This is a genomic window from Novosphingobium sp. P6W (genome assembly GCF_000876675.2).
Lineage (GTDB): Bacteria > Pseudomonadota > Alphaproteobacteria > Sphingomonadales > Sphingomonadaceae > Novosphingobium.
The window spans coordinates 2,557,169-2,570,025 of sequence record NZ_CP030352.1 but is presented as its reverse complement, the minus strand read 5'-3'; the positions used below and the strand labels follow the sequence as shown (position 1 = coordinate 2,570,025).

12 protein-coding genes are annotated in these 12,857 nt (G+C 66.5%); 4 read left to right on the top strand and 8 right to left on the bottom strand.

Going from position 1 to position 12,857, the window contains the following annotated elements; all coding sequences use genetic code 11:
- Positions 1-139: 139 nt before the first annotated feature.
- On the bottom strand, positions 140-2,392 hold the full coding sequence (locus tag TQ38_RS12410) for an ATP-dependent helicase (protein WP_043977478.1): 2,253 nt from the start codon (positions 2,390-2,392) through the stop codon (positions 140-142).
- A gap of 165 nt (positions 2,393-2,557) precedes the next feature.
- Here TQ38_RS12410 and TQ38_RS12405 point away from each other — a divergent pair, with 165 nt between their 5' ends.
- Positions 2,558-3,187, top strand: coding sequence for a hypothetical protein (locus tag TQ38_RS12405; protein ID WP_043977480.1), 630 nt, complete (start codon positions 2,558-2,560; stop codon positions 3,185-3,187).
- A gap of 50 nt (positions 3,188-3,237) precedes the next feature.
- On the opposite strand, the gene rsmD is transcribed toward TQ38_RS12405, so the two are convergent.
- Both rsmD and TQ38_RS30940 read right to left on the bottom strand, forming a co-directional pair.
- Positions 3,238-3,795, bottom strand: coding sequence for a 16S rRNA (guanine(966)-N(2))-methyltransferase RsmD (gene rsmD / locus TQ38_RS12400; protein WP_043977481.1), 558 nt, complete (start codon positions 3,793-3,795; stop codon positions 3,238-3,240).
- Entirely contained in the window at positions 3,792-5,564 is a 1,773-nt protein-coding gene (locus TQ38_RS30940; protein ID WP_082057810.1) for a pseudouridine synthase, read from the bottom strand. Before TQ38_RS30940 ends, rsmD begins: the two co-directional genes overlap by 4 nt.
- A gap of 116 nt (positions 5,565-5,680) precedes the next feature.
- On the opposite strand from TQ38_RS30940, the gene TQ38_RS12390 reads away from it, so the two are divergent.
- Entirely contained in the window at positions 5,681-7,012 is a 1,332-nt protein-coding gene (locus TQ38_RS12390) for an MFS transporter (protein WP_082057811.1), read from the top strand.
- A gap of 188 nt (positions 7,013-7,200) precedes the next feature.
- Here the strand turns inward: TQ38_RS12390 and TQ38_RS12385 are convergent, their stop codons facing one another.
- The 4 genes from TQ38_RS12385 to trpB are packed head-to-tail and all read right to left on the bottom strand — an operon-like array spanning position 7,201 to position 10,785.
- Positions 7,201-8,517 (bottom strand): folylpolyglutamate synthase/dihydrofolate synthase family protein, encoded by a 1,317-nt coding sequence (locus TQ38_RS12385; RefSeq protein ID WP_043977485.1) that lies wholly within the window; start codon positions 8,515-8,517, stop codon positions 7,201-7,203.
- A gap of 2 nt (positions 8,518-8,519) precedes the next feature.
- Positions 8,520-9,296, bottom strand: coding sequence for a tryptophan synthase subunit alpha (gene trpA, locus TQ38_RS12380; RefSeq protein WP_043977486.1), 777 nt, complete (start codon positions 9,294-9,296; stop codon positions 8,520-8,522).
- Complete coding sequence (locus TQ38_RS12375; RefSeq protein WP_043977487.1) at positions 9,296-9,547, bottom strand: hypothetical protein; 252 nt, start codon at positions 9,545-9,547, stop codon at positions 9,296-9,298. The genes trpA and TQ38_RS12375 overlap by 1 nt, the downstream gene beginning before the upstream one ends.
- Positions 9,544-10,785, bottom strand: coding sequence for a tryptophan synthase subunit beta (gene trpB / locus TQ38_RS12370; protein ID WP_043977489.1), 1,242 nt, complete (start codon positions 10,783-10,785; stop codon positions 9,544-9,546). Before trpB ends, TQ38_RS12375 begins: the two co-directional genes overlap by 4 nt.
- Before the next feature lie 270 nt (positions 10,786-11,055).
- Here trpB and TQ38_RS12365 point away from each other — a divergent pair, with 270 nt between their 5' ends.
- A complete protein-coding gene (locus TQ38_RS12365; protein WP_043977490.1) occupies positions 11,056-11,523 on the top strand; it encodes an outer membrane protein in 468 nt (155 codons plus the stop codon).
- Positions 11,524-11,605: 82 nt separating this feature from the next.
- Here the strand turns inward: TQ38_RS12365 and TQ38_RS12360 are convergent, their stop codons facing one another.
- On the bottom strand, positions 11,606-12,250 hold the full coding sequence (locus TQ38_RS12360; RefSeq protein WP_043977492.1) for a phosphoribosylanthranilate isomerase: 645 nt from the start codon (positions 12,248-12,250) through the stop codon (positions 11,606-11,608).
- Positions 12,251-12,381: 131 nt separating this feature from the next.
- Between TQ38_RS12360 and TQ38_RS12355 the strand changes: the two genes are divergently transcribed.
- Positions 12,382-12,804 (top strand): DUF4019 domain-containing protein, encoded by a 423-nt coding sequence (locus tag TQ38_RS12355; protein WP_043977493.1) that lies wholly within the window; start codon positions 12,382-12,384, stop codon positions 12,802-12,804.
- Positions 12,805-12,857: the final 53 nt, after the last annotated feature.

Genomic DNA, 12,857 nt, shown 5'->3' with positions numbered 1-12,857 from the left:
GGGCAGGATGCGCGAGGCAATCGAAGAGGCGCGCGGGGTCATCGCGGCGACGGTAAATGCGTTGGCAGCTTGCCGTCAGAAGCAAGCGACAGGGATTGGAAAAAGGGGGGGCTTCTCACGAGGCCGCCGTCTCCCGCGTTCAGGCCGGTTTCACGAAACTGTCGATCACTCGCTTGCGGCCGGAATGTTCGAAATCGATTTCCAGCTTATTGCCTTCCTGCGCGGCAACGCTGCCGTAGCCGAACTTCTCATGGAAGACCCGGTCGCCCACCGAAATGTCGCCGCGAGGCTTGGCGGCGAAGCTGGCGGCGCTGCGGGTGCTTTCGGCGACGCGCTTGGGCTTGGTGTCGAACTCCTTCGCGGCGGCGCGCTGCCAGCCAGGGCCGCGCGTGACGATGCGCGAGGGCTGGGTGCGGGCGACTTCGGCGAAGGGGTCGCCATGTTCGGACCACTGCGCCCGCCACAACGAGGCTCCGCCCGACAGCGTGGTTTCGCTGTCGACGTGTTCCTCAGGCAGTTCGGCGATGAAGCGCGAGGGGATCGAACTGGTCCACTGGCCGTAGATGCGCCGGTTGGCGGCATGGACGATCGTGCACTTGCGCCGCGCCCGGGTGATCGCGACGTAAGCGAGGCGGCGTTCCTCCTCCAGGCTGGCGAGGCCGCCTTCGTCGAGCGCGCGCTGCGAGGGGAACACGCCTTCCTCCCAGCCGGGCAGGAACACGTTGTCGAATTCCAGGCCCTTGGCCGCGTGCATGGTCATGATCGTGACCTTCTCGTCGTCCGCCGATTTCTCGTTGTCCATGACGAGGCTGACGTGTTCGAGGAATTCGCCGAGGGTGTCGTATTCCTCCATGGCGCGGGCGAGTTCGGCAAGGTTTTCCAGACGCCCGGTCGCCTCGGCGCTCTTTTCCGCCTGAAGCGCATCGGTGTAGCCGCATTCGTCCATCACGGTGCGCAGCAGGTCCGAAGGTTTTTCGGTGCCGGACAGGTCGCGCCAGCGGGCGAAATCGCGCATCAGGGCAAGGAAGGTGTTGCGGGGGCGGGCGGGCAGTTCGTCGCTGTCGGCGATCTCGATCGCGGCGCGGGCTAGCGGGATGTTCTGGCGGCGGGCCAGGGTGTGCAGCGCCTCCAGCGCCTTGGCACCGAGGCCGCGCTTGGGGGCATTGTAGATCCGCTCGAACGCAAGGTCGTCCTGCGGCTGGGCGATGACGCGCAGGTACGCCAGCGCATCGCGGATTTCGGCGCGTTCGTAGAACCGAAAGCCTCCGACGATGCGGTATTTCAGCCCGATCGAGATGAAGCGGTCCTCGAATTCGCGCGTCTGGTACTGCGCACGAACGAGGATGGCGACCTGGTCCAGCGGGGCGCCTTCGCGTTCCAGCCGCTCGATGTCCTCACCGATGCGGCGTGCTTCCTCGGGGCCGTCCCAGACGCCGATGACGCGCACTTTGTCGCCCGCATGCCGCTCGGTCCAAAGGGTCTTGCCGAGGCGCTGGGTGTTCTCGTCGATAAGGCCCGATGCGGCGGCGAGAATTTGCGGAGTGGAGCGGTAGTTCTGCTCCAGCTTGATGACCTTGGCGCCGGGAAAGTCCTTCTCGAAGCGCAGGATATTGGCCACTTCGGCGCCGCGCCACGAATAGATCGACTGGTCGTCGTCGCCCACCACGCAGATGTTCTGGCGGCCCTGAGCGATCAGGCGCAGCCACAGGTACTGGACCTGATTGGTGTCCTGATATTCGTCCACCATGACGTATTTGAAGCGCTGCTGGTACTGGTCCAGCACATCGCGGTGGGTGCGCAGGATGTTCAGCATGTGCAGGAGCAGGTCGCCGAAATCGCAGGCGTTCACGGCCTTCAGGCGGTCCTGGTAAAGCTGATAGAACTTCCTGCCCTTGCCGTTGGCGTAAGCCTCGTTCTCGCCCGCGTCGAGGTCGGCGGGGTTCAGGCCGCGGTTTTTCCAGCGGTCGATGCAGCCGGCGAGCTGCTTGGCCGGGAAGCGCTTTTCGTCGACGTTCTCGGCGACGATCAACTGCTTGAGGAGGCGCAGCTGGTCGTCGGTGTCGATGATCGTATAGTTCGACTGCAGGCCGACCAGTTCGGCGTGGCGGCGCAGCATCTTGGCGGCGACCGAATGGAACGTGCCCAGCCACGGCATTCCCTCAACCGCCGGGCCGATCATGTGGCCGACGCGTTCGCGCATTTCGCGCGCCGCCCGGTTGGTGAAGGTGACGCAGAGGATTTCGCTGGGCCAGGCAAGGCGCTCGCGCACCAGATGGGCCAGCCGGGTGGTCAGCGCGGCGGTCTTGCCGGTGCCGGCGCCTGCCAGCATCAGCACCGGACCTTCGGTGGTCAGCACGGCCTCGCGCTGCGGCTCGTTCAGGCCGCCGATCATGGCGTCGGTGGTGCCAGACGAGGGGGGAGGTGCTTGCAGGTTGTTCACCGTGAACAGTTAGGGAACGGGGCGTCGCGGCGCAAGCCCGCTTCGTCGCAGCTACGGAACATTCCCCGGCGGCGTGCGTCATTTCGTCAGCAATAATAATAATAGTGGAGAGTGAGAATGCGTAAGTTGTTACTCGCAGGATGCGCTGCCCTCGCCATGCTGGCGGTTCCCGCCACCATCCAGGCCCAAAGTGCCCCCGAAACCGAAGATGCCGCCATGCCCGGGGATGCGCCAGCCGACCCGGCGGCGCCGCCCCCGATGCCCGCGGCCCAAGGCGCTGCGCTGACGCCCGAGCAGAAGGCTGTGCATGACGGTTGGACGCCGCAGCAGAAAGCGGACTATGCCTCGTGGCCTAATGACTACAAGGTCTACTACTGGACGCTCAATGCCGAGCAGCAGAAGGGTTATTGGGCGCTGACGGCCGATCAACGCGGCCAAATCTACAAGATGACGCCCGAACAGCGGCAGATGGCGTGGAACTCGGTGGTCCAGCAGATGAAGGGCGAGACGCCGGCCACTCCGATGGGGCAGGCCAACCCTCCGGGTGAAGGCATGCCGACAGCCGGGGTGCCGGATCCGCAGGCAGCTTCGCAGGCGGCGCGCCCGGCGATGCCTGCCGACGAGAATTATCAGGGCGGTCCCTACAAGGGCGCACTGACTCCTCCGCCCGCGACTGCGATGGAGAAGAAATACCCCAAGTGCAGTAAGACGGTCACCGACAGCTGCGTCAATCGCGGGGGGAAGTGAGAGAGTGATGGGTTCGTCGTCCCGGATCTGATCCGGGACGACGATATCGACTACCCGACCCGGCGTAGCAGGTGCAGCCGGGCCTTGCCCACATCACGTTCGGTTTCGGTTTCGAAGCCCTTGATCGACACGGCCTCACCCTTGCCGGTTTCGAGACTGACCCATGTCGTCTCGCCGATCCAGCCGAGCCGGGCCAGCTTGTCGACTGCGACAGCACCGGCGCCGGTGTCATACGGCGGGTCGAGCAGAACGAGATCGAGCGGCTCCTTGGCCGGACCCAGCGACAGCACCGAACTGGCGCGCACGTCGCTCCTCGGCTGGGCGCGCAAGGCGGCGATATTGCTGCGGATCGCGCGGATCGCCGCGGCGTCCTGATCTACGAACAGGCAATGCGCCGACCCGCGCGACAGGGCCTCAAGCCCCAGCGCGCCAGACCCGGCGAACAGATCGGCGACCTTGAGGTCTTCGAAGGTGCCAAGCCGGCTCACCAGCATCGAGAACAGCGTCTCGCGCGTGCGGTCGGCAGTGGGGCGGGTGGTGTCGCCGGCGGGCGCGGCCAGTTTACGGCCGCGCCATTCACCCGCGATGATGCGAAGGTTGGCGCTCAATCCTCCGCCTCCTCAGCCTCGTTTGTGGGGATATCCTTGTTTGTGTCGATATTCTCGGTCGCGCCGATAGCCTCGTCACCAGCCACGGCTGCCTTCCGCTCGTCGATGGCCCGGGCGTTGGCTTCCCTCGCCTCGTTCTCCTTCAAAGTGCGGCGGAAGGTTTCGAGGTCTTTCTGCGACACTTCGCCGGCCGCGCCCTTGGGCAGGTCGCCCAGGCGGAACGGGCCGTAGGACACGCGCAGCAGACGGCTGACCTGCAGGTCCAGCGCTTCCAGAACGCGGCGGACTTCACGGTTCTTGCCTTCGGTCAGGGTCATCTCGATCCACTGGTTGCGCCCAGTGCGCCGCTCCATGTTGGCGTCGATCCGCCCATAGATCACGCCGTCGACCTCGATGCCTTCCATCAGCTCTTCCAGGCGGCTCTGCGTGATGTCGCCGAAAGTGCGCGCGCGGTAGGTGCGCGGCACGCCGGTGGCGGGCAGTTCCAGCTGGCGCTTGAACTCACCGTCGTTGGTCAGCAGCAACAGGCCTTCGGTGTTGAGATCGAGTCGGCCGATCGGCATGACCCGTCCCGCGCCGTCCGGCAGGGCGTTGCGAAGCGCGCTGTAGATCGTCGGGCGGCCGGCCATGTCGCGCTCGGCGGTGATCAGGCCCGAAGGCTTGTGGAACAGGAACAGGCGCGTGCCTTCCGGCGCGGCGACCCGGTTGCCGTCGACAGTGACGCCGGCAAGGCTGGTCAGCACCGTGGAGGGCGTCTCGATCAGATCGTCGCCGAGCCGCACGCGGCCCTCGATGATCATGCGCTCCACTTCGCGGCGGCTGGCGACGCCCGCACGGGCGAGCAGCTTGGCGATACGCTCACCTTCGCGGGCGGGGAGCGTGGGGTCCTTGGCTGTCGGCGCCTTGGCGCGCGGGGCCGGGCCGGGCCGGGCGATCGGGCGGCCGCCGGTGCGCGGGCCGTCGCTGCGTCCGCCGCCGCCGTAGCGGTTTTCGCGCTTGTCACCGTAGCGGTCGTCACGCGGGGCGCCGCGCGAGTAAGTAGCGCGCGGACCATCGCTGCGGCCACCACCACCACGGGGAGCGCCGTCACGGGGCGCCGAATCGCGCGAGTAGGTGCCGCGCGGTGAGTAATCGCGCGGGCCGCTGCTGCGGGGCGCGTCGTCGCGAGGGGCGCTGCCGCGAGGAGCGGCGTCACGCGGAGCGCCGCGCGAACCACCGTCACGGGGGAAACTGTCGCGAGGACCACCGCGAGGCGCATCGCTGCGAGCGCCGCCATCGCGCGAGTAGGTGCCGCGCTGACCGCCGCCGCGAGGGGCGTCCTCGCGTGCGCCGCTGCGTCCACCGCCATCGCGCGGGGTGTAGCCGCCGCGCGAACCGCCGCCGCGTGCTGCTTCATCGCGGCCGACGCTGCGGTAGCTGCTGTCGCGCCCACCTTCACGGCCACCTTCACGGGGCGCGCCTTCGCGCGAATACGTCCCGCGACCGCCGCCACGAGCTGCGTCACCGCGCGGAGAATCGCCGCGCGAACCGCCGTTGTAGCGCGAGCCACCACCCTGGGAGCCGCCGCTACCGCCGCCGCCACGCGGGCCATCGCCGCGCGAACCGCCGTTATAGCGTGATCCGCCGCCGTCGGAGCCGCCGCCGCTGCGGGGCGATCTTCCGCGATCTCCTCCGGACGAGGAACTCCCGAAAGAGGAACCATCGCGGGATGAGCCGCCGGAATTGCGGCCGCGACCTGGGCCGCCGGACTTGCTGGGTGGTTTGGACATTCGTGCGCCCATACCTGTTGATCGCCGCTTCATCCAGCCTTCCCTTCGCGGGAGGCGGCGCTAAGTTGACCGTAACTACGCCTTAACGGCACCTAAGTGACATCAAGGAGACAGGCGTGGACGCCGATAGCAGTGTTGAGCGTCGCAGCGTCTGGGGCTCGGTGAAGCCTTATTTCGAACGGGAATCGCTTGCCGCGTTCATGCTCGGGCTGTCCTCGGGCTTTCCTTATGCGATGATCGGCGCCACCCTGACCACGCGCCTGGCGCAGGACGGAATCGACAAAAAAGTCGTCACCGCGTTCACGCTGGCCTTCCTTGTCTACAACCTGAAGGTGTTCTGGGCCTGGATCATCGACGGCGTGCGCCTGCCGGTGATCGGACGGCTGGGGCAGCGCGTTTCATGGATGCTGGTCTGCGGCGTGGCGGTGATGGCCGCCGTCATCAACCTGGCGCTGGTCGATCCGCGCGATGCCTTGCAGGCCACCGTAATCGCTGCCGTGCTGGTAGGCGTTGCGGGAGCCAGCTTCGACATCGTCATCGACGCTTACCGGATCGAGACGCTCAAGCCGTATCAGCTCGGCACCGGATCGGGCATGAGTCAGTACGGCTGGCGCATCGGTTCGGCGGGCGCCGGCGCTTTGGCGCTGGTGCTTTCGGCGCGCTATGGGTGGAGTGTGGGCTACATGGCCTGCGCCATGTTTGCGCTTCCCGCGATGCTGGCCGCGCTGTTCCTGGGAGAGCCGGAACGCCGCAAGGTGGTGGTCGAGAAAAAGGGCGTCGGCGAAGTCTGGGCCTCCATCGTCGGGCCGTTCGGTGAGTTCTTCCGGCGTAACGGGGCGTTCCTCGTGCTGCTGTTCATCCTCGTCCACAAGATCGGCGACACGCTGGCGAACCTGACCTTCCGCCTGCTGTTCGACGACCTCGGCTTCAGCAACGACGAGATCGCCATCTACGATATCGGGCTGGGGTTCTGGGCCTACATGATCGGCGTGTTCATCGGCGGCGTTGCTTATGCCCGGCTGGGCCTGAAGCGTTCGGTGATGATCTCGCTGGTCTTGATGGGCGTGTCGAACCTCAGCTTTGCAGCGCTTGCGGCGGCGGGGCACAGCAACTGGGGCATGGCCGGGGCGATCGGGTTCGAGAACATCGCCAGCGGCTATGGCGGCGTGGTGGTGATCGCCTATTTCTCGGCATTGTGCGACCTGCGCTACACGGCCTCGCAATATGCGCTGATCTCGGCGGCGGCGAGCGTGGTGGGGCGGTTGCTGACCGGCACCACCGCAGGCGCACTGATCGAGGCGATGGGGTACGTGAACTTCTACCTGCTGACCACGGTGGCCTCGGTTCCGGGCATGGTGCTGTTCTGGTGGATGGCCCGGACCGGGCTGGTCGATCAGGCCATGGGCTCTGCTGGTGAGGTTGAGCCGGAGGAAGACGTCTTCGCTTGACCGCGAGGCCATGAGGCCAACTCTTCGGAGTATCGGCGCGGCGGGCCTTGCGCATCGTCATCCTGAACTTGTTTCAGGATCCATTTCTCCGATCAAGCGGCGGTGTGATCTTGCAGGATAGATCCTGAAACAAGTTCAGGATGACGGCGTGTATGTAGCAAAACCTGTGCCCGGCGCAGCTGCGCCTGTCAGTCCGGCATTTCGCCGTTGCCGCGCAGCACTGCACCGGCAAGGTAAAGCGAACCCGCGATCAGGACCGCGCGCGGATTGCGCTGCTCCAGTTCCCGCAGCGCCGTCGCCACATCGGGTGCGCTTGTCGCCTCAGGAGCCCACGGCGCAAAGGCCTCGGGCGGCAGGCAGTCGTGGCCCGGTACCGGCACCAGCGTCACAGTTTCGACCAGCCGGTGCAGCGGATCGAGCAGGGCGCCTGGATCCTTGCCCGCGATCATGCCGAGCACGAGGTGAGCTGCGATTTCCTGTTCTTCGAGGAACTTCCCCAGTGCGAGCCCCGCATCGCGGTTGTGGCCGCCGTCGAGCCATACCGCCGTGCCCGGCACAAGCCGGGTGAGAGGGCCATCGCCCAGAAGCTGCATCCGCGCGGGCCAGCGGGCGGCGCGGATGCCGGCGGCCATGGCTGCGGGGTCGATCGCGAGCACCTGCTGGCGCCGCAGCATGGCGACGGCCAGCGCGGCGTTGTCGGCCTGATGCGCGCCGGGGATGTGCGGCAAGGGCAGGGTCAGCGAACCGGCGCCGTCCTCGAACCATAGCGCGTCGCTGGTGGCCTGCGCATTCCAGGCCTCGCCGCGCAGGTAGAGCGGCACTTCCTCAGACGCGGCCAGGGATTGCAGCACGGCCACCACGTCGGCCGGATAGGCCTGCGTCACCAGCGGCACATGGGGGCGGCGGATGCCGGCCTTCTCGAAGGCGATTCGCGCCAGCGGCTCGGCAGGCACGCCGTGGTCGGGGGCGAGGAGGAAGCGTTCGTGGTCGATGCCCAGCGTCGCGATCCCGCAGACCAGCGGGGCCGGCAGGACATTGGTGGCATCGAACCGGCCGCCAAGCCCGACCTCGATCACGCAGACATCCGCCGGATGCCGCGCAAATGCCAGGAAGCTGGCGGCGATAGTGGTTTCGAAGAAGCTGACGTCCAGCCCGTGCGCCGCGTCCAGGACTTCGCCCAGCAATGCGGCCAGTTCGTCGTCGCTAACCAATTCGCCGGCGATGCGGATGCGTTCGTTGTAGCGCACCAGATGCGGGCTGGTGATCGCATGGACGCGGTAGCCCTGCGCCTCCAGAATCGCGCGCAGGTAAGCGCAGGTCGAGCCTTTCCCGTTGGTGCCCGCGACATGAAACGCCGGGGGAATGGCAAGGTGGGGATCGCCCAGCCGAGCCAGCAGGGTGCGGACCGTGTCCAGCCCAAGTCGCCCCTGCGGCAGGGACAACGCGGCGAGGCGGTCGAGCTGGGCCTGTACGGCGGGCGCGTCCGACACCGCGAAGTCCTTCACGCTCAGCGCGCCGAGTGTACCGCCTGCGCCAGCGCCGAGGTCAGCGCCTGGAGCGGGCCGGGCGCATCTTTGCCGTGCTGCTTGACGAGATCGACCAGTGCCGAGCCGACGACCACGCCGTCCGCAACCTTGGCGATGGCGGCGGCCTGTTCAGGCGTGCGCACACCGAAGCCGACCGCGACGGGGATCGTGGCAGCGGCCTTGAGGCGCGCCACGGCTTCCTCGATCGAGCTTTGCGCGGCCTGCTGCTGGCCGGTGATGCCCGCGACCGAGACGTAGTAGAGGAAGCCCGAAGACCCCTCAAGCACGGCGGGAAGGCGCGCGGTGTCGGTAGTTGGGGTGGCCAGACGGATCAGCGACACGCCTTTGGCGCGCAGGGCCGGGCCCAGTTCGGCGTCTTCCTCAGGGGGAATGTCGACGCAGATGACGCCGTCGACGCCGGCCTTGGCGCATTCGTCCGCGAACCATTCGGAGCCGCGAATCGTCATCGGGTTGGCATAGCCCATCAGCACCAGCGGTACGTTCGGGTGGCGCGCGCGAAAGCCGGTGGCGATGGCGAAGATATCGGCGGTCTTCGTGCCGGCAGCGAAGGAACGCAGGTTCGCTTCCTGGATCGCCATGCCATCGGCCATCGGATCGGTGAAGGGCATGCCCAGTTCGATCACGTCGGCCCCGCCCGCGACCAGCGCGTCGAGGTTGGAGGCGGTGTCGCCGTCGCCCCCGGTGATGAAGCAGACGAGGGCCGGACCTTTGGCGAAAGCGGTTTCGAAGCGTGTCATCAGGAAAACAGCGTCTTTCCGGAAAAGCGAAGAATGGCGGCGGTGAGGCCGATGAAAACGGCGAGGTAGCCAAGGCTGACGGCGATGTGGCTCCAGTCACCCCGGAAGGCGAAGGCCCAGAAATACCCGGCTTCGGAAAGATCGAACGAGCGCGCCTTCACAAGGTCGGCAAGCACCCGGATAGCGGGGAACACCGCCATCCAGAGCAGAGCGGCGTCGATCAGCGACCGCTGCCACCCGCCCTTTTTCAAAGCTCGAACCCCAGCGCCTCGGCGACGGTGAAGATGTCCTTGTCGCCGCGGCCCGATACGTTGACGACGAGGATCTTGTCATCGTCCATCTCGGCGGTGAGCTGGGGCAAGGCGGCCAGCGCGTGGGCGCTTTCGAGGGCGGGAATGATGCCTTCGAGGGCGCAGCACAGCTGGAAGGCTTCCAGCGCCTGGTCGTCGGTGATCGGCACGTACCGCACGCGGCCGCTTTCATGCAGCCAGGAATGCTCCGGGCCAAGGCCGGGATAGTCCAGTCCGGCGCTGATCGAGTGGGCCTCGGTGATCTGGCCGTCCTCGTCCTGCAGCAGGTAGGTCTTGTTGCCGTGCAGGATGCCGGGCTTGCCGCCGGCGAGGCTGGCGGCGTGCTCGCCGGTCTCGATGCCGTGGCCGGCCGCCTCGATGCCGACCATGGCGACTTCGGGATCGTCGAGGAAGGGGTGGAACATGCCGATCGCGTTCGATCCGCCGCCTACGCAGGCCACGACCATGTCGGGCAGGCGGCCCTCGGCCTCCATCATCTGCGCCTTGGTTTCGTTGCCGATCACGCTCTGGAAGTCGCGGACCAGTTCAGGATAGGGGTGCGGGCCGGCGGCGGTGCCGATGATGTAGAACGTGTCGTGGACGTTGGCGACCCAGTCGCGCAGCGCCTCGTTCATGGCATCCTTCAGAGTTTCAGCGCCGCTGGTTACGGGGTGGACCTCCGCGCCCAGCAGCTTCATGCGAAAGACGTTGGGCTTCTGGCGCTCAACGTCCTTGGCGCCCATGAAGATCACGCAAGGCAGGCCGAAGCGCGCCGCGACGGTGGCGGTGGCGACGCCGTGCTGGCCGGCGCCGGTCTCGGCGATGATGCGGGTCTTGCCCATGCGCATGGCCAGCAGGATCTGGCCGACGCAATTGTTGATCTTGTGCGCGCCGGTGTGGTTCAGGTCCTCGCGCTTGAAGTAGATCTTCGGACCCTTGCCCTCAGGCGCGAGGTTGCGGAAATGTTCGGTGATGCGGGGCGCCGGGTAGAGCGGGCTGGGCCGTCCCACGAAATTCTTGAGCAGGTCGTCGAATTCGGCCTGGAATGCCGGGTCGCCTTGCGCCCTGCGGTATTCCTTCTCGAGGTCGAGGATGAGCGGCATCAGCGTTTCGGCGACATACCGTCCCCCGAACTGGCCGAAGTGGCCGGTCTCGTCAGGAAGGGAGCGCAAGCTGTTCACGGGCGGTTGGGCTGTCATGGTACTGGCGCTTGGCAGAGGCCCCGGCGCTTGTCCAGACGCCTTTGCATCAGCGAACGCGCTATGCAGGCGATGGGAACGGGCAGGCTGGGTTTCAATTGCAAACAATGCAACTGAATTGCGCCAAAAGCATCATAGTGTCCCAATGCTGCAGTTTTGTGTCGTTTTGCCCGTCCAGCGGAAATTTTCGTTCATTTTCGCGCAAGGTGCCGGGGACCACGGGCTGGTTTCCCGCTGAGGGGCGGGATTTTGAATACTGGAGTTTATAATATGCGTATTGCACTTGTTTCGCTCGCTGCGGTTGCCTCGATTGCTGCCGCCACTCCCGCTCTGGCCAACGAAGCACGCGTCGAAGCGCGTACCGGCGTGATCTGGAACGGTAGCGACAGCGACGCAACCGCAGGTATCGCCGCCGGTTACGACTACGACCTGGGCGACAAGCTTTTCGTGGGTGTCCAGGGTTCGGCCGACAAGGTGCTGACCGACAACACCCGCGTTTCGTGGGGCGCTGGCGGCCGTATCGGCGTCAAGGTCCTTCCGGGCACCAAGGCATATGCCCTGGCTGACTGGGAATCGAAGAACACCCGCTACGGCAACAGCGCAGTCGGCGTTGGCGGCGGCGTCCAGCAGGACGTCGGCTCGCGCTACTACCTGAAGGCTGAGTACCAGCACCTGCTGATCGGCGACAACACCCCCGACGCCGACCGCGGCGTGGTGGGCGTGGGCGTCAAGTTCTGATCGCTGCGTAAGCAGTGTAAGCCAGGAAGGGCGGTCCGCAAGACGGGCCGCCCTTTCTTGGTTTCGGGATGACGGAGAGGCTTTAGCCGGCCTCGCGCACAGCCCGGCAGAACGCGGCGATGCGGCTCTCGTCCTTGACGCCCGGCGCGCTTTCCACGCCCGATGAGGTGTCGACCAGCGGGGTGCCGGTCATGCGGATCGCTTCCGCCACATTCGCGGGAGCAAGGCCACCTGCGAGGCCCCATGCCACCGGGCCCTTCCAGTGCGCGATGAGGCTCCAGTCGAAGCTGAGGCCCATGCCGCCCGGCAGCGCGCCCTTGGGCGTCTTGGCGTCGAACAGGATGAGGTCCACCGCATCGGCATAGGCGGCGGCGCGCTCGACGTCGCCAGCGGTGGCAACGGGCAGAGCTTTCCACACGGGCACGCCGAACCGGGCACGAAGCTGGGCTGCGCGCTCGGGCGTTTCCTCGCCGTGAAGCTGGATTGCATCCAGGCGGGCGGCGTCCATCGCATCGCCGATCGCGGTATCGCCTGCATCGACGAACAGGCCGACGCGGCCGATCCGGCCCTCGGCCCGCGCGGAAAGATGCGCTGCCTCGGCCGGGGTCACTGCGCGCAGGCTGCGGGGGAAGAACACCAGTCCGATATGCGCGGCGCGGCCCTTGATGGCTGCCTCCAGCGCATCGGGAGTGCTGATACCGCAGATCTTGATTGCCGCAGTTGGCATGTAACGCTCGCCTCGTATCGCGCCGGGGAACGGCGCGCGAAGGTGCTATCTAGCGCTCCGTGACAAGGCTGCAACGCTTGTTAGATTGGGGCCTGTTAGATTTAGGCTTCGCGGACCGAGGAGACACACGAATGAACAGACTGGCGCGCTTTATCCTACCGCTGACGGCGGCCGCCATGCTGGCCGGTTGCAACGTGCAGGCTTCGATCAGGGAGGCTGAGGTCGAAATAGGGCGCTTCCACCAGTCGCTGGATGCGGGCAATACGCAGGCGGTCTGGGTCGGCGCGGACCCGGACCTGCGCAAGGCCACCAGCCGCGATCAGTTCGGCAAGCTGCTGGATGCGGTCCACCGCAAGCTGGGCAAGGTGAAGTCGAGCCAGCAAATCGGCTGGAATGCCAATGCGACCACCGGCGGCAGCTTCGTCACCGTCAGTACCGAGACGACGTTCGAGCGCGGCACTGGCACCGAACAGTTCGTCTTTCGCAAAGGGGAGGCGGATAAGCTGACGCTTGTCGGCTACGATATCCAGTCGCAGGACATGATGATGAATTGAGGAGCGCTGTCCCCGCCGCCCCATCTTGCAGGGGCGGCGCTGACCAAACGGTG